This window comes from Rhodococcus sp. CH91 (assembly GCF_022554085.1).
Classification (GTDB): domain Bacteria; phylum Actinomycetota; class Actinomycetes; order Mycobacteriales; family Mycobacteriaceae; genus Rhodococcus.
In genome coordinates, this window is the sequence record NZ_JAKFYR010000005.1 from 284,395 (window position 1) to 310,245 (window position 25,851).

Annotated in this window: 27 protein-coding genes and 1 pseudogene; 11 read left to right on the forward strand and 17 right to left on the reverse strand. The window is 68.3% G+C overall.

The annotated features are described in order from the left end of the window. Positions 1 to 60: 60 nt before the first annotated feature. Both pdxH and MOM01_RS12525 read left to right on the forward strand, forming a co-directional pair. Positions 61 to 726, forward strand: coding sequence for a pyridoxamine 5'-phosphate oxidase (gene pdxH, locus MOM01_RS12520; protein ID WP_241385839.1), 666 nt, complete (start codon positions 61 to 63; stop codon positions 724 to 726). Beyond that, positions 723 to 1,991 carry an MFS transporter gene (locus MOM01_RS12525; RefSeq protein WP_241385749.1) on the forward strand — a complete coding sequence of 423 codons (1,269 nt, stop codon included), beginning with the start codon at positions 723 to 725 and terminating at the stop codon, positions 1,989 to 1,991. Before pdxH ends, MOM01_RS12525 begins: the two co-directional genes overlap by 4 nt. Here MOM01_RS12525 and MOM01_RS12530 read toward each other — a convergent pair. Further along, the gene (locus MOM01_RS12530; RefSeq protein WP_241385750.1) at positions 1,974 to 2,921 is read right to left on the reverse strand and encodes a serine hydrolase; all 948 of its coding nucleotides are present in this window, start codon (positions 2,919 to 2,921) and stop codon (positions 1,974 to 1,976) included. The two genes, MOM01_RS12525 and MOM01_RS12530, sit on opposite strands and share 18 nt — an antisense overlap. After that, positions 2,918 to 3,793, reverse strand: coding sequence for a LysR family transcriptional regulator (locus MOM01_RS12535; protein ID WP_241385751.1), 876 nt, complete (start codon positions 3,791 to 3,793; stop codon positions 2,918 to 2,920). Before MOM01_RS12535 ends, MOM01_RS12530 begins: the two co-directional genes overlap by 4 nt. Before the next feature lie 165 nt (positions 3,794 to 3,958). On the opposite strand from MOM01_RS12535, the gene bla reads away from it, so the two are divergent. From bla to MOM01_RS12555, 4 genes and pseudogenes are all read left to right on the forward strand, one after another. Continuing rightward, complete coding sequence (gene bla, locus MOM01_RS12540) at positions 3,959 to 4,930, forward strand: class A beta-lactamase (RefSeq protein WP_241385752.1); 972 nt, start codon at positions 3,959 to 3,961, stop codon at positions 4,928 to 4,930. A gap of 280 nt (positions 4,931 to 5,210) precedes the next feature. Continuing rightward, a complete protein-coding gene (locus tag MOM01_RS12545) occupies positions 5,211 to 6,509 on the forward strand; it encodes a citrate synthase (RefSeq protein ID WP_241385753.1) in 1,299 nt (432 codons plus the stop codon). Between the two features lie 49 nt (positions 6,510 to 6,558). Further along, positions 6,559 to 6,906 (forward strand): annotated as a pseudogene (locus tag MOM01_RS12550) (FKBP-type peptidyl-prolyl cis-trans isomerase); the annotation flags it as partial. A 9-nt stretch (positions 6,907 to 6,915) separates the two neighbouring features. Next, on the forward strand, positions 6,916 to 7,281 hold the full coding sequence (locus MOM01_RS12555; RefSeq protein ID WP_241385840.1) for an FKBP-type peptidyl-prolyl cis-trans isomerase: 366 nt from the start codon (positions 6,916 to 6,918) through the stop codon (positions 7,279 to 7,281). Positions 7,282 to 7,371: 90 nt separating this feature from the next. On the opposite strand, the gene MOM01_RS12560 is transcribed toward MOM01_RS12555, so the two are convergent. Continuing rightward, positions 7,372 to 8,019 carry a TetR/AcrR family transcriptional regulator gene (locus MOM01_RS12560; protein WP_241385754.1) on the reverse strand — a complete coding sequence of 216 codons (648 nt, stop codon included), beginning with the start codon at positions 8,017 to 8,019 and terminating at the stop codon, positions 7,372 to 7,374. A gap of 126 nt (positions 8,020 to 8,145) precedes the next feature. On the opposite strand from MOM01_RS12560, the gene MOM01_RS12565 reads away from it, so the two are divergent. Next, the gene (locus MOM01_RS12565; RefSeq protein WP_241385755.1) at positions 8,146 to 9,945 is read left to right on the forward strand and encodes an acyl-CoA dehydrogenase; all 1,800 of its coding nucleotides are present in this window, start codon (positions 8,146 to 8,148) and stop codon (positions 9,943 to 9,945) included. Positions 9,946 to 9,950: 5 nt separating this feature from the next. On the opposite strand, the gene MOM01_RS12570 is transcribed toward MOM01_RS12565, so the two are convergent. From MOM01_RS12570 to MOM01_RS12585, 4 genes are read right to left on the reverse strand one after another with little or no spacing between them, the layout of a single operon-like run. Further along, positions 9,951 to 10,463, reverse strand: coding sequence for a hypothetical protein (locus MOM01_RS12570; protein ID WP_241385756.1), 513 nt, complete (start codon positions 10,461 to 10,463; stop codon positions 9,951 to 9,953). 44 nt (positions 10,464 to 10,507) lie between these two features. Beyond that, on the reverse strand, positions 10,508 to 10,999 hold the full coding sequence (locus tag MOM01_RS12575; protein WP_241385757.1) for a CinA family protein: 492 nt from the start codon (positions 10,997 to 10,999) through the stop codon (positions 10,508 to 10,510). After that, complete coding sequence (locus tag MOM01_RS12580) at positions 10,989 to 11,768, reverse strand: pyrimidine reductase family protein (RefSeq protein ID WP_241385841.1); 780 nt, start codon at positions 11,766 to 11,768, stop codon at positions 10,989 to 10,991. The genes MOM01_RS12575 and MOM01_RS12580 overlap by 11 nt, the downstream gene beginning before the upstream one ends. 37 nt (positions 11,769 to 11,805) lie before the next feature. Further along, the gene (locus MOM01_RS12585) at positions 11,806 to 12,315 is read right to left on the reverse strand and encodes a flavin reductase family protein (protein WP_241385758.1); all 510 of its coding nucleotides are present in this window, start codon (positions 12,313 to 12,315) and stop codon (positions 11,806 to 11,808) included. A 77-nt stretch (positions 12,316 to 12,392) separates the two neighbouring features. Here MOM01_RS12585 and MOM01_RS12590 point away from each other — a divergent pair, with 77 nt between their 5' ends. From MOM01_RS12590 to MOM01_RS12600, 3 genes are read left to right on the forward strand one after another with little or no spacing between them, the layout of a single operon-like run. Further along, positions 12,393 to 13,487, forward strand: a complete 1,095-nt coding sequence (locus tag MOM01_RS12590) for a YihY/virulence factor BrkB family protein (protein WP_241385759.1) — start codon at positions 12,393 to 12,395, stop codon at positions 13,485 to 13,487. After that, positions 13,487 to 13,912 carry a phage holin family protein gene (locus MOM01_RS12595; RefSeq protein WP_241385760.1) on the forward strand — a complete coding sequence of 142 codons (426 nt, stop codon included), beginning with the start codon at positions 13,487 to 13,489 and terminating at the stop codon, positions 13,910 to 13,912. Before MOM01_RS12590 ends, MOM01_RS12595 begins: the two co-directional genes overlap by 1 nt. Further along, positions 13,909 to 14,151, forward strand: a complete 243-nt coding sequence (locus MOM01_RS12600; RefSeq protein WP_241385761.1) for a DUF3618 domain-containing protein — start codon at positions 13,909 to 13,911, stop codon at positions 14,149 to 14,151. Before MOM01_RS12595 ends, MOM01_RS12600 begins: the two co-directional genes overlap by 4 nt. An 85-nt stretch (positions 14,152 to 14,236) precedes the next feature. Here MOM01_RS12600 and MOM01_RS12605 read toward each other — a convergent pair whose 3' ends face one another. Next, positions 14,237 to 16,129 (reverse strand): propionyl-CoA synthetase, encoded by a 1,893-nt coding sequence (locus tag MOM01_RS12605; RefSeq protein ID WP_241385762.1) that lies wholly within the window; start codon positions 16,127 to 16,129, stop codon positions 14,237 to 14,239. 130 nt (positions 16,130 to 16,259) lie between these two features. On the opposite strand from MOM01_RS12605, the gene MOM01_RS12610 reads away from it, so the two are divergent. Beyond that, a complete protein-coding gene (locus MOM01_RS12610) occupies positions 16,260 to 16,931 on the forward strand; it encodes a GOLPH3/VPS74 family protein (protein ID WP_241385763.1) in 672 nt (223 codons plus the stop codon). Between the two features lie 7 nt (positions 16,932 to 16,938). On the opposite strand, the gene MOM01_RS12615 is transcribed toward MOM01_RS12610, so the two are convergent. From MOM01_RS12615 to MOM01_RS12655, 9 genes are all read right to left on the reverse strand, one after another. After that, positions 16,939 to 18,453, reverse strand: a complete 1,515-nt coding sequence (locus MOM01_RS12615) for an acetyl-CoA carboxylase carboxyltransferase subunit alpha/beta (protein ID WP_241385764.1) — start codon at positions 18,451 to 18,453, stop codon at positions 16,939 to 16,941. A gap of 121 nt (positions 18,454 to 18,574) precedes the next feature. Beyond that, positions 18,575 to 19,768 carry an ABC transporter permease gene (locus MOM01_RS12620; RefSeq protein ID WP_241385765.1) on the reverse strand — a complete coding sequence of 398 codons (1,194 nt, stop codon included), beginning with the start codon at positions 19,766 to 19,768 and terminating at the stop codon, positions 18,575 to 18,577. Then, positions 19,765 to 20,655 carry an ABC transporter ATP-binding protein gene (locus MOM01_RS12625; protein ID WP_241385766.1) on the reverse strand — a complete coding sequence of 297 codons (891 nt, stop codon included), beginning with the start codon at positions 20,653 to 20,655 and terminating at the stop codon, positions 19,765 to 19,767. Before MOM01_RS12625 ends, MOM01_RS12620 begins: the two co-directional genes overlap by 4 nt. After that, positions 20,652 to 21,188, reverse strand: coding sequence for a hypothetical protein (locus tag MOM01_RS12630; protein WP_241385767.1), 537 nt, complete (start codon positions 21,186 to 21,188; stop codon positions 20,652 to 20,654). Before MOM01_RS12630 ends, MOM01_RS12625 begins: the two co-directional genes overlap by 4 nt. A 2-nt stretch (positions 21,189 to 21,190) precedes the next feature. After that, positions 21,191 to 21,463 (reverse strand): helix-turn-helix transcriptional regulator, encoded by a 273-nt coding sequence (locus MOM01_RS12635; RefSeq protein WP_241385768.1) that lies wholly within the window; start codon positions 21,461 to 21,463, stop codon positions 21,191 to 21,193. 69 nt (positions 21,464 to 21,532) lie between these two features. Next, on the reverse strand, positions 21,533 to 21,907 hold the full coding sequence (locus tag MOM01_RS12640) for an RNA-binding S4 domain-containing protein (RefSeq protein ID WP_241385769.1): 375 nt from the start codon (positions 21,905 to 21,907) through the stop codon (positions 21,533 to 21,535). Continuing rightward, the gene (locus tag MOM01_RS12645; RefSeq protein WP_241385770.1) at positions 21,908 to 23,545 is read right to left on the reverse strand and encodes an ABC-F family ATP-binding cassette domain-containing protein; all 1,638 of its coding nucleotides are present in this window, start codon (positions 23,543 to 23,545) and stop codon (positions 21,908 to 21,910) included. Positions 23,546 to 23,625: 80 nt separating this feature from the next. Further along, positions 23,626 to 24,699: a S1C family serine protease gene (locus MOM01_RS12650; RefSeq protein WP_241385771.1), complete on the reverse strand. Its 1,074-nt coding sequence runs from the start codon at positions 24,697 to 24,699 to the stop codon at positions 23,626 to 23,628. Continuing rightward, entirely contained in the window at positions 24,696 to 25,826 is a 1,131-nt protein-coding gene (locus MOM01_RS12655) for an NAD(P)-binding domain-containing protein (protein WP_241385772.1), read from the reverse strand. The genes MOM01_RS12650 and MOM01_RS12655 overlap by 4 nt, the downstream gene beginning before the upstream one ends. Positions 25,827 to 25,851 lie beyond the last annotated feature (25 nt).

Below are 25,851 nucleotides of genomic sequence, written 5' to 3' on the forward strand. Positions count from 1 at the left end.
TCGTCGTACGTGCCGTCCGATATCCCGCTGCCGCGTCCCGAGGGAGACGAACTCGCGACCATGCGCGTCGACTACACCCCCGATGTCACCGGGGACGGGCCGTCCGGTGCCTCCGTCGACGACCGCGACGTCGAGCCCGCGGATCTCACCGGTGGGTGGGATCGACTGCTGCGCACGTGGTTCGCCGCGGCCGTCGCCGCAGCTGTGCCCGAGCCCAATGCGATGGTGCTCGCGACCGTCGACGAACACGGCCACCCGGCGACCCGCACGGTGCTCTGCAAGAAGATCGACGCCGACGGTCTGGCCTTCTACACCAACTTCGAGTCCGACAAGGGGCGGCATCTCGCCGCCCGGCCCTACGCCTCGGCGACCTTCCTCTGGCTGCCGATATACAGGCAGGTCACGGTCCGGGGACCGGTCGTGCGGGTGCCGGACGACGAGACGCTCGCGTACTGGCGCACGCGCCCGCGCGGATCGCGTCTCGGCGCGTGGGCCTCGCAGCAGTCGCGGCCGGTGGGCGACCGGGTCGAACTCGAGCGCGCTCTCGTCGAGGCGGCCGAGCAGTACGACATCGACGACGACATACCGGTGCCGGCGTTCTGGGGTGGATTCCGGATCGTGCCCGAATCGGTCGAGTTCTGGCAGGGACGCCCGAACCGATTGCACAACCGGGTCCGGACCCGGTCCGTCGACGGTCGCTGGATCGCCGAGCGCCTGCAACCGTGAGGCGTCTGCTCGCGGACACCACACCACTTCGCAACAAGGACTACTCCCGGCTGTGGTGGGCCGGGATCGTCACCGTCATCGGCGCCCAGATGGCCGTGGTCGCGGTACCCCAGCAGATCTACGAGATCACCCGCAGTTCCGCCTATGTGGGCCTGACCGGAGTGTTCGGACTCGTGCCGCTCGTGATGTTCGGGCTGTGGGGCGGGGCACTCGCCGACGCCATGGATCGCCGCACACTCCTCCTCGTCACCTCCACCGGGCTCGGTCTGACGTCGGTGCTGCTGTGGGTCAACGCGGTGAGCGGACTGGACAACGTGTGGGTGCTCCTGTGCCTGTTCTCGGTGCAGCAGGCCTTCTTCGCCGTCAACCAGCCGACCCGCGCCGCGATCATCCCGAGACTGCTCCCCACGGGGCAGATCGCGGCAGCGACCTCGCTGAACATGACGGTCGTGCAGTTCGGGGCCATCGCCGGACCCCTGTTCGCCGGAGCCCTCATTCCGGTGATCGGACTGTCCACCCTCTATCTGCTGGACGCGATCCTGCTGCTCGCGACCCTGTGGGCGGTGGCGAAACTGCCCGCGATCCGTCCACTCGGCGAGGTGACCCGCGCCGGTCTGCGCGCGGTCTTCGACGGCTTCCGGTATCTGTCCGGACAGAAGATCCTGCTGGCGTCGTTCGTCGTCGACATCGTCGCGATGGTCTTCGGAATGCCGCGGGCGCTGTTCCCGCAGATCGCCCACGAATCGTTCGGGGATCCGGTCCAGGGCGGTTTCGCGCTCGGTCTCCTCTTCGCCGCGATGTCGGTGGGCGCGGTGCTCGGCGGCGTCTTCTCGGGGTGGCTGCCGCGGGTACAGCGACAAGGGCTCGCCGTGATCGTGTGCATCCTCCTGTGGGGTGCCGCCATGGTGGGTTTCGGTCTCGCGGTGTGGTGGGCCGAGCCCGGCGGCAGCGGTCTGCTGTTGTGGGTCGCGCTGTTCTTCCTGGCTTTCGGCGGCGCGGTCGACATGGTGTCGGCTGCTTTCCGCTCGACGATGCTCCAGACGGTCGCGACCGACGAGATGCGCGGCCGGTTGCAGGGCGTGTTCATCGTGGTCGTCGCCGGTGGACCCCGCATCGGCGACGTACTCCACGGTGCGGCCGCAGCGGCCGCAGGTACCGCCGTGGCGGCAGCGGGTGGTGGTGCGCTCGTGATCGTCGGCACGCTCGTGTGCGTCGTCGCCTTCCCGGCCTTCGTCCGCTACCGGGTCTCACGCACTCTCGGCTGAGAACGACTCGGCGATTCGGTCGGGGAGAGGCGCGCGCAACTCGGTGACGGCGATCCGCGCGGCTTCGCCGATCGCCGCATCGACCACCGGCAGCACCGGATCCGCGCGAGCGGCCCGGGTGAACACCGCAACCGCGATCGGGTACTCACCGGGGAATTCGACGACCGCCACCTCGTTGCGGATGATGCCGATCGTGCCCGTCTTACCGGCCACCGCGACCCCGCGATGGGGGAACCCCGACGCGATGCGATGCGGCCAGATCTGAGCGCGCATCACCTGCTGCGCGAAGGCCGTGCTCTCGGGCGACAGTACCGAGCCGGACCACACGGCATCGAGCAGTCGCGTCATCTCCTCGGGTGTGGTCGCGCTCGTGTAGGCCGGGTCGTACGCCGACACCGTCCATGCCGCGTCGTCGTCGGTGAGCGCCCGGAACGCCTCGACGGTGGTGTGACTGTCGGTCTCCTCGACGAGACGCCGGTAGATGTCCGCGGTGCCCCCGACGATCCGGGTGCGGGTGAGTCCGAGTCGCCCGAGCAGGTCCTCGACGACGCTCGTACCGATCTCTCCCAGCAGCACGTCGGCAGCGGCGTTGTCGGACACCGTCATCATCGATGCGGCAACATCGCGCCTGCTCATCGTCACCGGATCGTGGAACCTCGCGATCCCGGTCGGTCCCGGGGTGCACTCCGACGGCACGATCCGCAGTTGTTCCGTCGCGTCGAGCCGCCCCGCGTCCACCGATGCGCAGAAGGCGAGGAACAGTGGAAGTTTGTACACCGAGGCGAGAACCACTCGGTCGTTCCCGCGTACCGATATCGTCGTCGCGCGGGGGTCCGAACACCGGCGAGCGTGCAACCATCCCGTACATCCCGCATCGGCGAACACGGCCCGGATCCGTTCGGCGGCAGTGTCACGTCCCGGACCGTTCATCGGATCCTCTCCTTGAACAGCACCCGGTCGAGGGCGGCGACGTGCCGGTCCGCGCCGGTTCCCGGTCGCCACACGATCCGCACGCGAAGGGCGAGAGCGGGCGGGGCCCAGTCCAGCCACGCCACCCCGGGAGCCGATCCGGGTGGTGAGGTCGAGATTCCGAAGTGGGTGCCGGCGGCCACCGCGGCGAGGACCGCGCGGTCGTCCGTCGCCGGGCTCGTGTCCACATCGAGCCCTCGTTCGCGCAGCAGGTCCTGGACTGCGTCGAAGGATGCCGGGTTTCCGGTGCGGGGCGGCGCCGCGAACGTCAGGTCGGAGAGCATCGGCAGGCGCGGGCGGTCGGAGTGCGCACTGCGATGGTCCGAAGGCACGAGTACCCATCGGCGGAGTTTGACGACCGGACCGGCTTCGAGTCCCTCGGTCAGAGCCGGATGTTCGACGACGGCGAGGTCGCACATGCCCGAGCGCACAGCCTCGACGAGTTCGACCGTGGTCGCGGACCGCGTCGAGACCGTCGCCTCCCCGTGTCCGCGCAGTGCTGCGACGCACAGGGTGACCAGGCGGCAGGGGAGAGCATGGGTGGCACCCCAGTGCAGAAGGCCCCGGGAACGAGCCACACGCCCGGCCTCGGCCAGGAAACGATCGGCGTCGTCGACGAGGAGGCGGGCGCGTGGGAGCAGTTCGGCGCCCGCAGGGGTGAGCACCGCTCCCTGCCGGGTGCGATGCACGAGTTCGGCGCCGAGATGCTGCTCCAGTTTCCGAAGCCCTTGTGACAGAGGGGGTTGTGTCATGTCGAGTGTTGCGGCCGCGCGACCGAAATGACGTTCGTCCGCGACCGTGACGAAGAAGCGGAGATGGCGGATGAGGTCCATGGGGAGATTCAAGCAGTGCCGATCGGCCCGTCGGCGTTTCCGTATTTCCCGCCGGGATTCTTTCCCGGTTCCTGTCGCCTCCACCTGCGTCGATAGCCTCTGCGACCCGATCGCGGGCCGGGTCGCTATTGGCGCTCGCCGCTCTCCCGATGGTCTCGTGTCGGCATGACCACGACATTCGAATCCTCACGAATCGGCTTGTCCCGCAGGAGGTTCATTTCTGCTCTCACTGCGCTGTCGGCGATGTCGGCCACAGCCGCATGCGGGTCGCCGAAGCCCGGCAGGGTGGCCGGGCCCCCGGACGCCGATGCCCCCGAGACAGTCGTGCTCTCGAGGGCGCTCGACGATCGCTTCGCCGCGATCGAGGATCGCTACGTCGTCCGGCTCGGCGTCCATGCCCGTTCGACGGCATCCGGCCGCACCTACGCCTACCGGGCGGACGACCGGTTCGCGATGTGCTCGACGTTCAAGGTCTACGCGGCAGCCGCGATCCTCCGGCTCGAATCCGAGGGCGCGCTCCGGCTGGACGAGGCCGTACCGATCGATCCGCAGGACATCGTCGTGCACTCGCCGGTGACCTCCGAGCATCAGGGGAGGGTGATGACGATCGATCGTCTGTGCGACGCCGCGCTGACACGGAGCGACAACACCGCCGGCAACCTGTTGCTGCGCCGCCTGGGTGGGCCCGACGCGATCACCGCCTTCGCGCGCTCCGTCGGTGACGGCGCCACGCGCCTCGACCGGTGGGAGCCCGAACTCAACACCGCCGACCGCGGCGACGAGCGTGACACGACCACCCCCTCCGGCCTCGCCCGGGGCTTCGAGGCGGTGCTGCTGGGTTCGGCTCTGCCGGCCGCGCAGCAACGCACACTGCTGGGCTGGATGCGCGCGACCACCACCTCGGACACCCGGATCCGGGCGGGGCTTCCACCGGGCTGGACTTCCGCGGACAAGACCGGGGGAGGGATGCACGGGACCGTGAACGATGCCGGTGCGGTGTGGTCACCCGAGGGCGACCCGCTCCTGCTGGTGATCCTGTCGGACTCCACCACGGGGCACCCGGACGCGCCGCTCGAGGGCGGCCCGGTCGCCGAGGCCACGGCCGCTCTCGTCGACGTGCTCCACGCGGTGCCGTAGACGAGGGCAGGGACCGAGGACCCGGTGCGTCGCGGGCGCATGCCCGGGTCCCGTGTCCGACTCGATGCGGACCCGGGTAGTATTGCCGCAGGTTATCGGCGTGTGCCGGCCTTGCGGCGCTGTCGCAGAGGGTACGGTCGAGCGTTCGGAACCCACATGGACCACACACCGCTCGGGGACTTTCGACGGACCCTGCCGGAGCGCACACGCCGCGCTACGGCTAGGTTCTACGTGAATGTTCGGAAGTTTCTCGTAGGTCTGAGCTTGAGAGGGATCCTTCGTGCCCGCTGAGAATGACACCAACCCCACCCTCAGCTACCCCGGTGGCGAACACACGATGTCTATCGCCAAGGCGACGGAAGGTAATGACGGGATCGAGCTGGGCAAGCTCCTCGCGGCGACCGGGTACACCACCCTCGACCCGGGTTTCGTCAACACCGCCTCGACCAAGTCGGCGATCACGTACATCGACGGCGAGCAGGGCATTCTGCGGTACCGCGGATACCCGATCGAGCAGCTCGCCGAGAAGTCGACGTTCATCGAGGTCAGCTACCTGTTGATCTACGGTGAGCTGCCGACCACGGAGCAGCTCGAGGTCTTCACCGACAAGATCCGCCGCCACACCCTGCTGCACGAGGACCTCAAGCGGTTCTTCGACGGTTTCCCGCGCAACGCGCACCCGATGCCGGTCGTGTCGAGCGCGGTCAACGCGCTGTCGGCCTACTACCCCGACTCCCTCGATCCGGACGACTCCGAGCAGGTCGAGCTGTCGACGATCCGTCTGCTCGCCAAGCTGCCGACGATCGCCGCCTACGCGTACAAGAAGTCGGTCGGGCAGCCCTTCCTCTACCCCGACAACTCGCTGTCGCTGGTCGAGAACTTCCTGCGCATGACGTTCGGCTTCCCGGCCGAGCCGTACGAGATCGATCCCGAGATCGTCCAGGCACTCGACATGCTGCTCATCCTGCACGCCGATCACGAGCAGAACTGCTCGACGTCGACGGTGCGTCTCGTCGGCTCGTCCGACGCCAACCTCTTCACGTCCATCTCGGGCGGCATCAACGCGCTGTGGGGCCCGCTGCACGGCGGCGCCAACCAGGCCGTGCTGGAGATGCTCGATGGCATCCAGAAGTCCGACGGCGACGTCACGGACTTCGTCCGCAAGGTCAAGAACAAGGAAGACGGCGTGAAGCTCATGGGCTTCGGGCACCGCGTCTACCGCAACTACGATCCGCGCGCCGCGATCGTCAAGAAGACCGCCGATCGCATCCTGAAGAAGCTCGGTGCGGGCGACGAACTGCTCGAGATCGCCATGAAGCTCGAAGAGGCCGCCCTCACGGACGACTACTTCATCGAGCGCAAGCTGTACCCGAACGTGGACTTCTACACGGGTCTGATCTACCGTGCGATGGGCTTCCCCGACCGCATGTTCACGGTGCTGTTCGCTCTCGGCCGCCTGCCCGGCTGGATCGCGCACTGGCGTGAGATGCACTCGGACCCGACCTTGAAGATCGGCCGTCCGCGTCAGATCTACACCGGCTACACCGAGCGCCCGTACACTTCCCTCGAGGAGCGCTGACCCTCGTAGCGACCGGAACACTCGACCGAATCCCGACGAGGAGACACGCATGACAAAGCCGGAAATCGAGTTCCAGGAGGGCCCCGCCCCCACTCATCTGGTCATCAAGGACCTGGTGGTCGGCGACGGTGCCGAAGCGGAACCCGGCTCGAAGGTCGAGGTGCACTACGTCGGGGTCGAGTTCGACACCGGTGAAGAGTTCGACTCGTCGTGGGGCCGTGGTGAGTCCATCACCTTCCCGCTGTCCGGTCTGATCGCCGGTTGGCAGGAGGGCATCCCGGGCATGCGGGTCGGCGGCCGTCGCCAGCTGACCATCCCCCCGGAGCTCGCCTACGGACCTGCCGGATCCGGTCATCGCCTGTCGGGCAAGACGCTGGTCTTCATCATCGACCTGCTCGACGTGCAGGTGCCGCCGGAGCCGCCCACAGTCGAGCCGGCGACCGGTCCGGCGCCCGCCGATCTCGTGATCGAGGACATCACGATCGGTGACGGCGACGAGGCACAGCCCGGTGGCGTCGTCGACGTCCACTACCACGGCGTGGAGTACGAGACCAACGAGGTGTTCGACTCGTCGTTCGCTCGTGGCGACTCCGTCCGGTTCCCCCTGGGACGCCTGATCCCGGGGTGGCAGGAGGGAATCCCGGGCATGCGTGTCGGTGGACGCCGCAAGCTCACGGTGCCGCCGCAACTGGCGTACGGTCCCGCAGGCTCCGGGCATCCGCTCGGGGGCAAGACACTGGTCTTCGTCATCGACCTGCTCGGCGTCGGATAACACCGCCCGCTCAGGGGCTAGCACCATCGTTCCGAGGCTCGCAATACCGGATCCGAGACCGGTCTTGCGAGCCTCGTTCGCGTATGGGGGTCAGTGCGGGGACGCTCCGAGCATCGACAGCGCCAGGTCGACGTAGTTGCGGGCGAGGTCGTCGACATCCGTGCGGCCGGGGCGATACCAGCGAGCGACGTCGATCCCCAGCGACAGGATGGCGAGTGCGGCGGTGGGGACGTCCGCGACCCTGAAGGCGCCGCTGTCCACACCTGCCGAGATCACCTCGCGGACGGCGGTGTCGGTGCGCCGGCGGATCTCGGCGATCTCACGGTAGTGCTCCTCCGAGAGTGCGTGCAGTTCGTACTGGGCGACGCGGCAGGTGGTGTGGTGGACGGCGTGGATCCGCACGAACCGGTCGACGATCGCTCGGATCCGCTCGACGGGATCGGTCGCACCGGCGGCAGCCTTCTCGACCTCGTCGAGAACGTGGAGGTGGCCGTTGCGGCCAGCCTCGAACAACACCGCCTCCTTCGAGGGGAAATGCACGTACAGCGCGGCGGGGCTCAGACCCGCGCCGATCGAGATGTCGCGGGTGGTGGTGGCGTGGTAGCCGCGGCGGGCGAAGGATTCGACGGCGGAGGCGACGAGCCGACGGGCGACTTCCGATCCACCGCCGGGAAGAGCGGCGGCGAGGGAGTCGCCGGTCGCGGGAGCGTCGGTGGCGGGCGCGGGTGTGTCGGTCACGGGGTCCGTCCTGTGCAGGTCGCGGAGAGGGTGTCGTTGACATCATGCACCCGCGTTGGTCTACTGAGTGAGCGCTTAGTTCGTTTCTGTTGCGGCCGGGTCCCCGCGTCGCCCGAAAGGATTTCGATGCCCTCTCCCATCCTGTCCCGCCGCGACCTGGACTTTCTCCTCTACGACTGGCTCGACGTCGAGTCCCTCACTCGCCGTGAACGCTTCGCCGAGCACTCTCGTGAGACCTTCGACGCAGTACTCGACCTGAGCGCCGACATCGCGGTCAAGCACTTCGCGACCCACAACAAGAAGGCCGACGCGCAGGAGCCCCGCATCGGGGAGGACGGTCGCGTCGAGATCGTTCCCGAGGTCAAGGAAGCCCTCGAAATGTTCTCGAAGGCCGGGCTTCTCGCCGGCGGATTCGACGAGGAACACGGGGGGATGCAGCTGCCGGTGACGGTGCAACGCGCATCGATGGCGTGGTTCCAGGCCGCGAACGCCGGGACTTCCGCCTATCCCTTCCTCACAGCGGCGAACGCGAGTCTGCTCGTGGCCCACGGCAGCGACGAGCAGATCTCGAGGTTCGTTCCTCCGATGCTCGAAGGCCGGTTCTTCGGAACCATGTGCCTGTCGGAACCGCAGGCAGGTTCGTCGCTGGCCGACATCACCACCAAGGCCGTCCCCGCTGCGGACGGAACCTACCGGCTGACCGGCACCAAGATGTGGATCTCCGGTGGCGACCACGAACTCACCGAGAACATCGTGCATCTCGTGCTGGCGAAGATCCCCGGCGGACCCGCGGGCGTGAAGGGTATCTCGCTGTTCATCGTCCCGAAATTCCTCGTCGAGGCCGACGGCACCCTCGGCGAGCGCAACGACGTCGCGCTCGTCGGCCTGAACCACAAGATGGGCAACCGGGGTACCACCAACACCCTCCTCAACTTCGGCGAGGGCGTCCACACACCCGGCGGTGAGGCAGGTGCGGTGGGCTATCTGCTCGGTGAACCGCACAAGGGCCTGTCGTACATGTTCCACATGATGAACGAGGCGCGGATCGGCGTCGGCTTCCTCGCCACCTCCCTCGGATACGCCGGATATCTGCAGTCGCTCGACTACGCCCGCACCCGCAGCCAGGGCCGGCCGCTCGGGGCGAAGGATCCGGAGTCGCCGCAGGTTCCCCTCGTCGAGCACGCCGACGTGCGTCGAATGTTGCTGGCGCAGAAGGCATATGTCGAAGGTGCTCTGGCACTCGGGTTGTACTGCTCCAAGCTCGTGGACGAACAGCGCACGGCTGCCGACGAGGACGCTCGTGCTCGCGCCGGACTCCTGCTGGACCTGCTCACGCCCATCGCGAAATCGTGGCCGTCGCAGTGGTGTCTCGAAGCCAACAGTCTCGCCATCCAGGTGCTCGGCGGCTACGGTTACACCCGCGAGTTCGACGTCGAGCAGTTCTACCGCGACAACCGCCTCAACCCGATCCACGAAGGCACGCACGGCATCCAGGGGCTCGACCTGCTCGGCCGCAAGGTGATCATGCAGGGAGGTGCCGCTCTCGCGCTGCTCGGCGAAGTCGTGGGGGAGACCGTCGCGCGTGCCGTCCGGGCCGGTGGCGACGCCGCCGCCTACGCCGAGCAGCTCGGTGCTGCCGTCACGCGAGTCGCGCAGACCACCGCCGCCCTGTGGTCGACCGGGGATCCCGCTGTCGCTCTGGCGAATTCGTCGGTCTATCTCGAAGCCGTCGGGCACGTCGTGGTCGCGTGGATCTGGCTCGAGCAACTCCTTGCGGTCGGCGACAGGGAGGGCGACTTCTTCGACGGCAAGCGCGCGGCCGCGCGGTACTTCTATCGCTTCGAGTTGCCGAGGACCGGACCGCAATTCGATCTGCTCGCGAGCCTCGACCGGACGACCCTGGACGTCTCACCGTCGGTTCTGTGACCGTGTCACTGCCGGCCCTGCGTCGGGACCGGCCAGGTCAACGTCAGCGACCCGCCGACCGGTAGCGCGTGCCACCGGTCGGCGTAGTCGTCGAGCCGGGCCACGATCCGCTCGACCACCGGCGAGACGTCCTCCGCCGAGACGTAGGCGGGCAGTGCACGGGCCCGACCTCGCTGCACCTCCCACAGCGGGACCGCGATCCGTGCCAATTCCTCGGACCTGATCATGTCGGACTCCGCACGCGGTGACATCGTGTGCTTCTTCGAGCGCCGGCGCCGGCCCGCCCGGGTCCGCTCGGCATTGTCGGCGGGCCAGAACAGGCCGTTGTCGCCCGCGGCCATCTGCCCGAAGACGCCGAGTTCGATACCCGCCTCCGCCTCGACCAGCAGATGCACGAGGTCGTGGGGGAGATAGGGGTGACCACCCGGGCCGTTGCGCGGAGCGAGTTCCGGTCCGATCTCGCGATGCACCGCGATCTCGTACCCGATGCCGGGACCTTTCGTGAAGACGACGCGCATGGTCGTCAGGTTAGGTCCCGTAGGCAGGGAGCCGCATCCGAATTTCAGGCGGATGCCCGCTCGACGAGCAACGACAAGGCGTGCCGCACCGTCTTCGCGAGGACCTTCTCGGGATCGCCGTCGAAGTGCTGTTCTTCGCTGCGGGTTCCGTCGGGTGCGGTCGTGGCGAAACAGACCGTCCCCGGCGGGCGGCCGTCCTGCGGATCCGGGCCACCCGCGCCACTCACGGCCACGACGATGTCCGCACCCAGCAGACGGGCGGTGCTCTCCGCCATCGTGCGCGCCGCACTCTCGCTCACGACCGGGCCTTCGGGTACGTCGAGAAGGCCGTACTTGACCTCCCGTGAGTACGCGACGATGCCACCGCGGAACCAGTCCGAGCTGCCCTTCGCCGCCCCGAGCCGGGCCGCGAGGGTGCCCGCGGTGAGCGACTCCGCGCAGCCGAGCGCCAGCTCCCGATCGGAGGCGATCTCGGCGAGTCGCTCGATCAGCTCGTCGGAAGTGTCCGTACCCTCCACCACATCGTCATCGGCCATCGCTTTCTCCTTCCAGAGCATCGGGTCGCACCCAGCGGGTGAGCAGGGTGCCGTCGTCGTCGCAGATCAGATGTGCACGCCGCAGCGGGGTCAGGACGGGGGCGGGGGAGGTCGCGATCCTGCCCGCGCCACCTGCGGTGAGAACCGGTGCCCACGTCAAGCACAGATCGTCGACGATCCCGTCGTCGATCATGCGGCCGAACAAGCGGGGACCGCCTTCGCACAGCACCCGCGTCCACCCGGCTCCGGCCAGCGCGGCGCGCAGGGTGCGGCCGTCGATGTCGTCCTCGGAGATCACGCGGAGATCCGCACCCGCCTCCTGCACGGCCCGCCGGGCGGCTTCCGGTGCCCGCGCCGTCGTGAACACGACCGGCGGAATGTCCGTATCGGTGAACAATCGCAGTTCGGGCGTGAGATCGCAGGAGGCGGTGACCACGGCGACGGGCGGAATCGGGGTCAGGCCCGCCTGTTCCCGGCGTGCCCGCAGCGCGTCGCTCGTACGCGCCCCGCCGTAGTTCTCGGCGCGGACGGTTCCCGCACCCACGAGGATCACGTCGGCGAGTTCGCGCAGCAGACCGAAGACCTTCTTGTCGGCGGGGGACCCCAGGGCACCCGACCGTCCTTCGACGGACACGGCTCCGTCGAGGGAGGAGACGAAGTTGATCCGTATCCACGGTTCGGTGAGTTCGTCCGGGTAGGCATACAGAGCGCGCAACCGATCCTCGTCGAGGGTGCGCGGCTCGTCCGGACCGCCGTCGAGTCGTTGCATACCGCCGATGAGATCATTCTCCGGAGTTCGGCGCATGTCAGGCACCGTGGCCGGCGTCGAGATCGCTCACGGATTCGAAGGTCAGCAACCGATCCGAACCGTCGCGGATGTCTCCTCGTTCGGGTTCGAGAACGAAGACGACGTGATCGCCGGTGGCGAAGGTCCCCAGGACCCGCCCGACGAACCAGGCGCGCGGACCGTCCAGCACGGGCAGACCGTACGGACCCTCGTGCCACGAGCAGCGATCGAACTTGTCGATCTCGTCGCCGGTCTGTTCGCCGAACAGTTCCGCCAGTTCACGATCCGCCCGGTTCAGGACGTGCACGGCGAGGTGCTCGGCTTTCGAGGCCACCCGGAAGGTCCGGTTCTTGTCCGACAGCGCCACGAGGAATCGTGCCGGGTCGATCGAACTCTGGGTCGCGAACCCGATCAGGCAGCCGCTGCGTTCCTCGCCGTCGGAGGTGGTGACGATGAACATCGGATAATCGAGCAGCGATGCGATCTCCGCGAAACAGTCGGGGGATCCTTCGATTGAGGTGTCGGCCATGAGCGGCATCGTACGGCGGATTCCGGTGTCGCGCGGAAGCGTTTGATGCTCGGGCGAGCCGGGGTACTCGCAGCACTATGGAAGCCGATCGTGGAGACGAGCGGACGTCCGGCGCCACCCTCGCGCCCGACGACCCGCACAAGCCGGACTCTCCCACAGACCTGTCCAAGACGTCGTGGAAGTATGTGCTGCGCAGAACGATCCGCGAGTTCAGTCATGATCAGTGCACCGATGTCGCAGCGGGATTGACCTACTACGCGGTGCTCTCGCTCTTCCCCGCCCTGCTCGTGGTGGTCTCGCTGCTCGGCGTGTTCGGGCAGGGACAGTCCACGGTGGACACCGTGCTCGGGATGATCGAGGATCTCGGCCCGTCCTCCGCCGTCGACACCCTGAGGGGTCCGATCGAACAACTCGTCGCCGCGCCCACTGCCGGATTCGCCCTGGTCGTCGGTATTCTCGGCGCTCTGTGGTCGGCCTCGGGGTATGTCGGCGCGTTCGGTCGTGCCATGAACCGGATCTACGAGATCGAGGAGGGCCGGCCGGTCTGGAAGCTGCGTCCGCTGATGCTGCTGGTGACCGCCCTGGCGCTGGTCGCGGTCGGCGCGACTGTCCTGATGCTGGTGGTCAGTGGTCCCGTCGCCCGCGCGATCGGCGACGTCATCGGTCTCGGCGACACCGCGGTGACCGTGTGGAACATCGCCAAGTGGCCGGTGATGCTCCTGCTGGTCGTCGTCCTCGTGGCGGTGCTGTACTACGCGACCCCCAATGTGGCCCAGCCGAAGTTCCGCTGGATCAGTCTCGGATCGCTCATCGCGATCGTGGTGTGGATCCTGGCCTCGGTGGGCTTCGCGTTCTACGTCTCCAATTTCGGCAGCTACAACAAGACCTACGGCTCGCTCGCCGGTGCTGTGATCTTCCTGCTGTGGTTGTGGATCACCAACGTGGCCTTGCTGTTCGGCGCCGAGTTCGACGCGGAGATGGAACGCGGCCGACAGTTGCAGGCCGGGATGCCTGCCGAGGAGGTCCTGCAACTGCCCGAACGTGATTCGCGTGTGATCGAGAAGAACGCCGCCAAACAGAAGGAGTTCGTGGAACACGGGAGGAAGTTGCGGAAGGCCCACAGTGCCGAATCAGGTGACGCTGTCGGGTCCGAGACGGAAAGGAAGCCCTGATGTCCCAATCGTCCGGTACGTCACGCCCGGTCGCCGAACAGTCGAAGGATCTGTCCACCGTCGAACTCACCGAGCGGCTCACCGCGCAGGTCTCGACACTCGTCCGTACCGAGGTCTCGCACGCCCTCGAGGAGGTCAAGTCCAAGGGAACCCGCATCGGAGTGGGGGTGGGGATCTCGGGTGCGGGCGCCATCCTGCTGTTCCTCGGGTTCGCGACCCTCATCGCCACCGCGGTTCTGGGCCTGGCCACCGCTCTCGACCCATGGCTCGCCGCGCTCATCGTCGCGGTGATCGTGCTGGCAGTCGGCGGGATCCTCGCGGCAGTCGGTGCCTCCAAGGCGAAGAACGCCGCACCGCCCGTCCCGGAGCGCACGGTTGCCAGCGTGCGCGCCGACATCGATGCCGCGAAGGGAGCGACGAAGTGACCACATCCGAGAACGGTGGACGCCCCGACGAGGTCGCCGACATCGAGCGGCAACGAGCCGAACTCGCCGCGACGGTCGGCGAACTCACCGACAGACTCGACGTTCCCACCAGGGTCAAGCAGTCCGCGTCCGAACAGGCCGAGGCGGTCCGCAACCGGCCCGATCTCATCGCCGCGGCCGGCGGGGTCCTCGCCGTCGTGGTCGTGCTGTTGATCGTCCGGCGCCGCCGACGCAAGTGACGTAGACACACCCGGGCGGACGGATGCTCGTGTTCTGCACCGAGTATCCGTCCGCCCGGGTGTGCGAACTCCGGCGGCGTGCCGGTCAGCCGCCGAGTTGTTCCTTCAGGGCGTCGAGCACTGCCGGATCCTCGATCGTCGAGGGCACCGTGTACTCCTCGTGGTCGGCGATCTGGCGCATCGTCTTGCGGAGGATCTTGCCGGACCGGGTCTTGGGGAGGGCCGGGACGACCGTCACGTCACGGAAGGTCGCCACCGCGCCGATCTGATCACGGACCATCTCGACGAGTTCCCGGCGCAGCACTTCGGGGTCGATGTCGGAACCGGACTTGAGCACCACGTATCCGGAGGGGCGCTGCCCCTTCAGCTCGTCGCGGATGCCGACCACCGCGCACTCGGCGACCGCGGGATGCGCGGCGACCACGGCCTCCATACTTCCCGTCGAAAGGCGGTGTCCGGCAACGTTGATCACGTCGTCGGCTCGGCCGAGGACGAAGAGGTAACCGTCCTCGTCGATGTAACCGGAATCGCCAGTGAGGTAGTAGCCGGGGAAGGTGTCGAGGTAGGAGCGGTGGTAGCGGTCCTCGTCCTGCCACAGTCCGGTCAATGTGCCCGGGGGCAACGGCAGCCGGATGACGATGTTGCCCTCGGTGTTCGCGTCGACGGGGGCGCCCTCACCGTCGACGATCTCCACCCGGTATCCCGGTACCGGGACGGTGGGAGAGCCGGCCTTGAGCGGCATCTGCTCGAGACCGCGCAGATTGGCCGCGATCGCCCAGCCCGTCTCGGTCTGCCACCAGTGGTCCACGACCGGACGGTCGAGCACCTTCGTCGCCCAGTGGTAGGTGTCCGGATCGAGGCGCTCGCCGGCGGCGAAGAGCGTCTGCAGCGAGTCGATCGGGTATTTCCTCAGCTCCTCGGCGTTCGGATCCGCCTTGCGCACGGCACGGATCGCGGTGGGAGCCGTGAACAACGCCTTGACACCGTTCTCGGCGATGATCCGCCAGAACGCACCCGCATCGGGGGTGCCGACCGGTTTGCCCTCGTACATCACCGTCGTCGCGCCGGCCAGCAGCGGGCCGTAGACGATGTAGGAGTGGCCGACCACCCAGCCCACGTCGGAGGCCGTCCACCAGACGTCGCCGGCGCCGATGTCGTAGATGTGGCGCATCGACCACGTCAGAGCGACCGCGTGCCCGCCGTTGTCGCGGACCACGCCCTTCGGCTTACCGGTGGTGCCGGAGGTGTAGAGGATGTAGAGCGGATCGGTCGCGGCGACGGTCACCGCATCCGCGGGTGCCGCGTCGGCGCACAGTTCGTCCCAGTCGAACCACGCCGCCGAGGACGTCTGATAGTCGGCTGCCGAACCGGATATCTGCTCCCGATCCTTGACGATCACGGTATGCGGCGGTGTCGGCGACAACCCGATCGCCTGCTCGACGATCGGCAGGTATTCGACGGTGCGTCCCGGCTCGAGGCCCCCGGAGGCGGTGACGAGGACGACCGGCTTCGCGTCGTCGATGCGGGTCGCGAGTTCCTTGGCGGCGAACCCACCGAAGACCACCGAGTGCACGGCGCCGATCCGGGCGCAGGCGAGCATCGCGATCGCGGCCTCGGGGATCATCGGCATGTAGATGATCACCCGGTCGCCGGCCGTCACCCCCTGATCGCGCAGCACCCCGGCGAAGGTCGCCACCTCGTCGAGCAGTTCCGCGTAGGTGTAGGTGCGCTTGGCCGGAAGCATCGCCGAATCCCAGATCAGGGCGGGGCGATCGCCGTGGCCGGCCCGTACGTGCCGGTCGAGGGCGTTGACACTGGTGTTCAGGCTGCCGTCCGGGAACCATCGATAGGACGGTGCCGCGGAGTCGTCGAGTGCCCGCCTCGGAGCGTTCTCCCACTCGACCGCTTGTGCGGCCTCGAGCCAGAATCCCTCCGGATCCTCGATGCTCCGGCGGAACGCGTCCTCGTACGAGCCCATTGCGTGATGTCCTTCCTCGCCGACTGGTGTGGCCGCGACCACCCTATGTGACCGCCGCCGGGTGGGAGGGCATCTGCGACGGGTGGGCGCCACCACGCGACGAACGGCACACCGTCGATATCCTGGCGGCATGTCGCTGCTCGCGGAAGATCTGTTCGTCCTCCTCGTCGATGCCGAATCCGGCAGACCTCTCGTCGACGGCATCAGATTCCCCCGCGCACTCGCCGGGGCGATCCTCCTCGAACTGGCACTCGACGAGACCGTCGGCATCGGGACCGGAGGCGACGGGGGGAGGAAGGGCCGAGTGGTCGTTCGCGACGTCGCCGAGCCCGCCGACGAACTCCTCGCGGACGCGGTGTGCCGCCTCGGCTCCTCGAAGCCGATGAAACCCACGACCGTCGTCGAGAAGTTCTCGAAAGGCGTCCGGGAGAAGCTCGCGTCGCGGGCCGTGGCACACGGTCGGGTTCGCGAGGAGGCCCGCACCGTCCTCGGAGTGTTCCCCGCTCGGCGCTGGCCCGCCGCCGACGGGACGTACCGGGAGCAGCTTCGGGAACGGATCCGCTCGGCCGTGGTCGAGGGCGGCGCTCCCGACACGCGTACCGCAGCGCTCATCGCCTTGTTGTCGGCCGCGGACGCGGTCCCGAAGATCCTGCCCGGCGAGAACAAGCGCGCCGTCCGGCGTCGCGCGAAGGAGATCGCGGCAGGGGAATGGGCGGCGAAAGCGGTACGCGATGCGGTGAACAGCATCGACGCTGCCCTGCTCGTGGCGGTCACCGCGTCCGTCGGAGTGGCAGGCAGCTGAACGGAATTCAGCCCTGGAGGTCGGGCACTCCCAGTTTCCGGTACCGCTCGAGCCGCCGCCGGTAGCGGTCCTCCGCCGGTTCGTCGGTCAGCACCGCGAGCTCGCGAGCGACCGCGGCACCGACCCGTTTGACGAACGAGACGGGTTCCTCGGTGGCATCGGGTTTTTCGGGGACGACCGCGTCGACGATGCCGTTGTGCAGCAGGTCTCGGGAGCGGATCCCCTGATCCTGCGCCATGGCCGGTGCGTGGGTGGTGTCGCGGTGCACGATCGCGCTGGCACCTTCGGGTGGGAGTGGAGCAAGCCAGCCGTGCTGCGCGCACAGCACCCGGTCGGCGGGCAGGAGGGCGAGCGCGCCGCCACCGGTGCCCTGGCCCAGCAGCACCGACACGGTCGGGCTCCGGAGAGTGACGAGATCGGCGAGACAGCGGGCGATCTCGGGCGCGAGTCCGCGCTCCTCGGCCTCCTTCGACAGCGATGCGCCCAGGGTGTCGATGACGAGTACCAGTGGCAGGCGCAATTCGTCGGCGAGGCGCATCGCGCGGCGTGCCTCCCGCAACGCCCCCGGGCCCATCGTCCGCTCGGGGGACTGCCCGGACCGGTCCTGACCGAACATCACGCACGAGACCCCGCGGAACCGGGCGAGCGACAACAGCACCGTGCGGTCGGATTCGCCCTCCCCCGTTCCGGACAGGGGAACCTGGGCCGATGCCGCGTGCCGCAGCAGATGCCGGATGCCGGGTCGTTCGGGACGGCGGCTGAGCATCACCGACTGCCATGCGGGAATGTCCGGGACGGCGTCGACGGTGGTGATCGCCGGACTCGCCGTCACCTCGGGCCGGCTGGGCTCGACCAGCACCCGCAGCAGACGGTGAACCACCTGGCGTACCCCGCCGACGGGCACGACACCGTCGATGACACCTCGCCGGTAGAGATTCTCGGCGGTCTGCACGCCCTCGGGGAAGTCCTCCTGATAGAGCGCTTTGTAGACCCGGGGGCCGAGAAAGCCGACGAGGGCGCCGGGCTCGGCAGCGGTGACGTGCCCGAGTGATCCCCACGAGGCGAACACTCCACCGGTCGTCGGATTGCGCAGGTACACCAGATATCCGAGGTGCGCGGCCTTGTGCGCCGCGACGGCGGCGGCGATCTTCACCATCTGCACGAAGGCGAGAGTGCCTTCCTGCATGCGGGTACCCCCCGAGGTCGGGGACGCGAGCAGGGGAAGTCCCTCGGCGGTCGCGCGTTCGCCCGCGGTGACGATACGTTCGGCGGCTGCGACACCGATGGAGCCTGCGAGGAAGGCGAATTCACACACGATCAACGCGACTCGGCGACCGTGCACGGTGCCCGATCCGGTGACGACGGACTCGTCGACACCGGACTTCTCCGCGGCTCCGGCGAGATCTGCGCGGTACTTCTCCCCGGCGCCGACCTCGATCGGCGGGACGTCCCAGGAGACGAAACTTCCCGGGTCGAGCACCGTGTCGATGAACTCCTGCGCCGAGATCCTGCCACCGGCCACTTCGCCTCCACCTGTCGTCGTCGGTCGACGTCAACCTATACCGGACGAAACGGCGGGGAGGCGCGGTGCGGATTCCTGCGAGGAACCGCACAGAACCTCCCCGCCGATCGGGTCGTTCCGGTTATCGGCCGAGCGCTTCCTTCCAGGTGACCGTCCGACCGATGCGCAGGATCGATCGCTGGTAGATCCGCGCGGCGATCACGCTGAGCACGCCGATCGCGGCGAGCATGAGCACGATCGTGCCGACGATCTGCACCGGGGTGGCCACACCCGCGGCGATGCGCAGCGGCATGAGGATCGCCGAGAAGGGCGGAATCCAGCTCAGTGTGGTGCTCCACCCCGCGTCGGGGTCGTCGACGGACGAGAACGCCGCGAAGAACATCGCGAGGATGATCATCACCAGTGGGCCGGACGTGGCGTTGACGTCCTCCTGCCGGGAGACCATCGAGCCCGCCGCGGCGTAGAGCACCGCGAAGAAGGCGAACCCGAGGACGAACCAGCCGAGGGTGCCGGCGAGGACACCGAGCGCGGTGCCGGTGATCGTGAGGGTGCCGGTGGCGAGCGCGGTGCCGACACCGACCGCACCGTAGGCCGTGAGTTGCAGAAGCCCGACCGCGCCGATACCGAGGATCTTCCCCCACAGCAACTGCAGGGGACGCAGGGTGGACAGCAGCAGTTCGACGACCCGCGAGGACTTCTCCTCGACGACACCCATCGCGACGTACATGCCGAACATGAGGATCTGCATGTAGAGCAGGATCACGGCAATGACCGACAGGATGACGCGTTGTCCCTGTTCGGGATCCGGCGGGTCGAGAGCGTCGACGGTCACGGTCGCGGCGGACACGTCGGCGGCGACCGCGGCGGGATCGACACCGCGATCCGTCAGCGCGGTGGCCTGGGCCTGCTGTACGACGGCGGCTTCGACGACCGCGCGGACCTCGCTGTCGAGTTCCGACTCGGTGATCGCCGTGACGCTCGCTCCGTCGCCGGGCACGAGGGCGACGTCGAGATCGCCGGCGGCGACCCGGTCGCGGGCGGTGCCGGCATCCGGGACCTCGGAGACGTCGAGCGGAGTACCGATGGTCTCGCCGAGGGAGGAGATCGTCGTCTGCAGCGCGGGTGCCCCGACGACGCCGACGGTGGGTCGATCGTCGTCGCCGCCGGAGAGGATCGACGTGGCGACGATGCCGACGACGATCGCGACCAGAATGATCGCGTTGCTGATCAGGAAGCTCTTCTTACGGACCTGGGTGACGAACTCGCGCGAGGCGACGAGCCCGATCGCGCGGGCGTTGCTCAGCGGGGCGCTCATGCGGCGACCACCTCTCGGAACAGTTCGGTCAGGGACGGGCGCCGGAGTGAGAACTCGTGAACGGGGCCGGTGGCCAGGGCGGCCTTGAGGATCAGCTGGTCGTCTGTTCCGGGGGCGACGGTCAGCACGGTGCGTTCGGTCTCGTACTCGGCCAGGGTGACCCCGGGCAGGCCTGTCGCCCACCCGTGGGGTGCCTGCGGCGCGTGGACGACGAGCCGTGCGTCACCTCCGGAGCGCAGGTCGTCGACGGTGCCCAGCGCGCGCATCCTGCCCGCGCCGATGATGCCGACGCGGTCGCACAGACGCTGGACCAGATCGAGTTGGTGGCTCGAGAACACCACCGGGACACCCTCTTTCGCCTTCTCCAGCAGGACGTCGCTCATGACGTCCACCGCGACGGGGTCGAGTCCGGAGAAGGGTTCGTCGAGTACGAGAACCTTCGGATCGTGCACGAGCGCGGCGGCGAGCTGCACACGCTGCTGATTGCCGAGGGAGAGTGCGTCGACGGTATCGCCGAGACGTTCGGCGATCCCGAGTCGTTCGGTCCACCGCTGCACCGCATCGGTCGCCTCCGAATTCGAAAGGCCGTGCAGTCGAGCGAGGTAGGACAGTTGCTTGCCGACCTTCATCTTCGGGTACAGGCCGCGTTCCTCGGGCATGTATCCGATCGTGCGGCGGACCTCGAGGTCGACGGGCCGCCCGTCGATGCGGACCTCACCGGAGTCGGCGGCCAGGACGCCGAGAATGATCCGCATCGTGGTGGTCTTGCCCGCGCCGTTGCTGCCGACGAAACCGAACAGTTCGCCGGGGCGGATTTCGAAGCTCACGCCGTCGAGAGCGATCTTGTCGCCGTAGCGTTTCGAGAGAGTGTCGATCGTCAGTGTCACGGCAGGTCCTCCGGGTCGTCGTCGGGGCGGGTCCAGGCGAGCAGAACGGCGGGCAGGCAACCACTGAACAGTATCGAGGCGAGAACGAAGCCGCCCGCGGAATAGGCGAGTGCCCGATGATCGAGCGTGTCGAGCGACGCGCTCCACAGCAGTGTGAAGACGGGGAGCATCAGCAGTCCCTGTGCCACGGACAGGCCGATCGAACGGGCACTGTTGCGTTCGGCGATCTCACGTTCGTCGAGGGCGTGGCGGGGCGCATCGGACTGCCGCCCCGACACGATCTGCAAGCAGGTCCACACCGGAAGGAAGGCGATCGTGACCGGCAGCCAGACGAGGGCGGCGAACATCGTGAAGTACGAGGCGATCGCGGTGGCGAACATGAGCGCGATCAGCGCCAGGACCGTGCCGGCGAGAATGCGACGGCGGTGCTGGGTGCGCCAGTTCGGCAACCATCCGGCAGTGAGTTTCTCGTTCTCGAGGAACCGGCGGGTGCGGCGGTCTTCGTAACGGTCGAGCAGGGACGGGGTGGACATCGTCAGGCCCCCTTCCGAGGCTTGTACAACTCGGTCGACAACGGGGTGAACTCGGTTCGGGAGAACACTGCCTCGACCGGAAGCCCGAACACGTCACAGATCCGGAAGGCCAGATCGAGACTCGGATAGTGGTCGCCTCGTTCCAGGGCGCCGACGGTCTGAGGGTTCACCTCGATGAGTTCGGCCAGTTGTGCGCGGCTCATCCCGCGTTCCGCGCGCAGGACGCGGATGCGGTTGTAGATGGGGAGCGTTTCCCCGCGGCGTACCGGACTCATGGAACAAAGTGTTAGGAAAACACAACACTTTGTCAACCGCTGAAGACGACGCCCTGCTCAGTGGCCTGCTCAGTCGTCGTCGAAACCGCGAAGCCGATCGAGTTCGCGGCGCTCCTTCTTCGTCGGGCGACCCGTCCCGCGGTCCCGGCGGGGAAGTGCGGCGAGGATCTCCTTCGGCGGCGGCGGGGGACTGTGGTCGATGTACGCGGTCGCGGCGATCGGTGCTCCGACCCGCTTGTTCACCAGTTGGGTGACCTCGACGATCTTCTCCGTGCCGTGCGCACGCACGCGCACCTCGGCACCGATCGTCACCGGCGTCGACGGCTTGGCCGTCACACCGTCGACCCGGACGTGCCCGGCGCGGCACGCGCTCGCCGCGGCCGAGCGGGTCTTGAACAACCGGACCGACCACGTCCAACTGTCCACCCGGACGCTTCCACCCATCTACAGCAACTCCTCGCTCAGCTTCCCGCCCTCGAGCATCCATCGGCGTGTACTCCGCGTGGTCTCCAGCATGCGGCGATCGTGCGTGATCAGCAGCAGGGTGCCGTCGAAACTGTCGACGGCCTGCTCGAGTTGCTCGATCGCCGGAAGGTCGAGGTGGTTGGTGGGTTCGTCCAGGACCAGCAGATTGACTCCCCGCGCCTGCAGCAACGCGAGTCCGGCACGGGTGCGTTCGCCGGGGGAGAGCGACGAGGCCGTCCGCAACACGTGGTGTCCCTTGAGCGCGAACTTCGCCAGCAGGGTTCGTAGGTCGGCATCCGGCCAGTCGGGCACATTGCGCCCGAACGCCTCGACCAGCGGCTCGTCACCTTCGAACAGGCTGCGCGCCTGGTCGATCTCCCCGACGAGCACACCCGATCCGAGCGACGCCCGGCCGGAATCCGGCTCGATCGTGCCGAGCAGCAGGCCCAGCAGTGTGGATTTGCCGGCACCGTTCGGGCCGGTGACGACGATGCGATCGCCCCACTCCACCTGGGTGGTCACCGGGCCGAGCGTGAAGCGGCCTCGCCGCACCACGGCCTCGTCGAGGGTCGCGACGACCGTGCCGCTGCGCGGGGCCGCGGCGATCGACATCCGCAGTTCCCATTCCTTGCGAGGCTCCTCGACCACATCGAGCCGCTCGATGCGCCGTTGTGTCTGGCGCGCCTTCGCGGCCTGCTTCTCGGTGGCCTCCGCGCGGTGCTTGCGTCCGACCTTGTCGTTGTCCTTGGACTTGCGCCGTGCGTTCCGGACGCCGTGCTCGAGCCAATTGCGTTGCATCCGAGCACGTTCCTCGAGCTGCGCCTTCGTATCGGCGAACTCGTCGTACTGCTCGCGCGCGTGACGGCGCGCCACCTCGCGCTCGACCAGATACGCCTCGTAACCACCCTCGTAGACCGAGATCTGCTGCTGCACCGGATCGAGTTCGACGATGCCCGTGACGGTGCGAGCGAGGAACTCACGGTCGTGGCTGACGAGCACCAGGGCCGTACGTGTCTCGTCCACGAACCGTTCGAGTCGTTCGAGTCCGGCCAGATCCAGATCGTTCGTCGGCTCGTCCAGCAGGAGCACGTCGTAGCGCGACAGCAGCAGTGCGGCCAGCCCGGCCCGCGCGGCCTGGCCGCCCGACAGGCCCGTCATCGGCGCCTCGAGGCCGACGTCCAGGCCGAGATCGTCGACCACCTTCTCGGCGCGCTCGGCCAGATCGGCACCGCCGAGCGCGAGCCATCGTTCGAGAGCGGGAGTGTAGTGGTCCTCCTCGGAGTCGCCGAGTCGCTCGGCGGCGTCGTTCATGACGGCCTCGGCGGCAGCGACACCGGTTCGACGTGCGAGGAAACCGAGGATCGTCTCGCCCGGCACCCGTTCGGGTTCCTGGGCGAGATACCCGATGGTCGCGTCGGGCGGGCTGAGGATCACGGAGCCCGTGACGTCGGCATCGCCGACCCCGGCGAGTGTCGTGAGCAGCGTCGATTTTCCGGCGCCGTTCGCCCCCACCAGGCCGATCACGTCGCCCGGCGCGACGGTGAGATCGAGTCCCTCGAACAGGACACGCTCTCCACGGGAGGCCGACAGGCCGTTGATACGAAGTGTTGCGCTCACGCTCCGAGTATCCCGGTCGTGGTGGACCCGGCTTCCGGCGCGGGTCGGTAGGCAGGGGGATCCGTGCGGCGCGAGCGGGGTCAGCGTGCGGGACCGGATTCGAGAACGATCTCGGCGGAACGCTTTCCGCCGTCCTCGGTGGTCCATTCGATCGTCACGACGTCCCCGGGACGCCGTCGCAGCAGAAGTTCCTCGAGTCCGGAGGTCGACGGCACGGGCTCGCCGGCGAACGACACCACGACGTCACCGACGTCGAGCCCGGCTCGGTAGGCGGGGCTCCCGTAGGACACCCACAACACTTCCGCACCGACTTCCCGTCCGTCGGCGCGGACCGTGGTGACGGACGCGCCGAGTCGTGGCGTGGGACCCACGTGCACCGACCCGTCGCTCACTCCGGAACGCACCTGATCGACCACTGCGAGTGCTTCGGTGATCGGCACGGCGTACGCCTCGGGGGACGTCTCCGGCGTCGTATCGGTGTTCCGCTGCACGGCACCGGCGGTGTTGATACCCACGACCGTTCCGTAGTCGTCGACGAGCGGGCCACCGGAATCGCCCGGGCGGATCGGAGCATCGGTGCGGATCATCCCGGTGAGACGGTGGCGAGAACCGTCCGTGGAATCGCGGACCACCACGTTGCGGTCGAACTCGACGATGGTGCCCGGGGTCGCCACGACGACTCCACCGCCCTCCGAATTGCCGAAGGCCGTGACCGGGACGCCCACCGGGGGCAGGTCCTCGGCGAGGGTGGCGACGGGCAGGTCGCCCGCGGTGCCGAGTTGCAGGACGGCGAGATCCCGCTCGCGGTCGTAGCCGAGGACCTCCGCGTCGTAGATCAGCCCGGTGGCACCGCTGACAGCGCTGATGTCGGTGGCACCGCTCACCACGTGGTGGTTGGTGAGGACGGTGCCGTCGGGCGTGAGCACGATCCCGGTGCCGGTGATCCCCGTCCACCCCGCGGTCGCGTCGATCGTCACGACGACGGGAAGCGTGCGCGCGGCGAGCTCGTCCGCGGCCAGCGGCACCGGGGGAGGCGCCACCGGTGCCGGTGGCGGGGGAGGGAGCGCGACGTCGATCAGGACGGGCGCCGAGGCGACGAGGCTGGCGGTGGTCGCGAGCGCGACCAGCAGGACCGATCCGCCGCGCCCGCTCACTGCTGCGGCGCCTCGGCCGCGAGATGATCGAGCAGTTCACGTGCGGCGGCACGGCCGGCCCGGTTCGCACCGATCGTGGACGCGGACGGGCCGTACCCGACCAGATGGATGCGTGGATCCTTCTCGACCCGGGTGGCGAGCCTGCCGGTCATGGTGATGCCACCACCGGCGTTGCGCAGCGCCAGTGGGGCGAGGTGGTCGAGTGAACTCCGGAAACCGGTGCACCACAGGATGACATCGACATCGAGTGTCGTTCCGTCCCGCCATCGCACGCCGGTCTCGGTGATCTCGGAGAACATCGGGGATCGTTCGAGCACCCCCCTCTCGCGGGCTGCGCGCACTGCGGGAGTGAGCGGGAGTCCGGTGACGGAGACGACCGATCCGGGCGGCAGTCCACGCCGTACCCGATCCTCGACGAGCGCGACGGCGGCGTGACCCCGTTCGGAGGTGAAAGGCTCGTCGCTCCAGCGGGGTTCGCGACGGGTCACCCAGGTGCTCGTGGTGACGTGGGAGATCTCGTCGAGGAGCTGGACCGCGGAGATGCCACCGCCGACGACCAGCACGTGCTGCCCGGCGAATTCGTCGGCCGTCCGATAGTCCCTGGTGTGCAACTGCCGGCCGGTGAACCGTGCGGCGCCGGGAAACCACGGTACGAAGGGGCGTTCCCATGTGCCGGTCGCGTTGATGATGCCGCGCGCGGCGTAGACCTCCGCATCGGTCTCCACCCGTAGCCGGTCGCCGCGGTCGCACACCACCCGGACCGTGGCCGGGCGGTGGACGGGCAGTCCGAATTCCTTCTCGTATGCGGCGTAGTACTCGGGGACCGCCGTCGCTGCCGGAACCTCTCCGGCAGCGGTGTCCACCACCTCCGAGAACGCGAGTCCGGGGAGGTCGTGGACGCCGTTGACCGTGCTCAGTGTCAGTGACGGCCAGCGGTCCTGCCATGCTCCGCCGGGGCCGAACGAACGGTCGAGGACGACGAATCCGGACTCGGCTGCCACGCCGAAGCGGGTGAGGAAGTAGGCCGCCGACAGACCGGCCTGGCCTGCGCCGATCACGACGATGTCCACCTTCGTCGCATCGGCGGCCTGCGCGTGGGCCGTATCGAATGCCTCGTCGGCGGTCATCGCGAGCCTCCCTCTCGGATCGTCG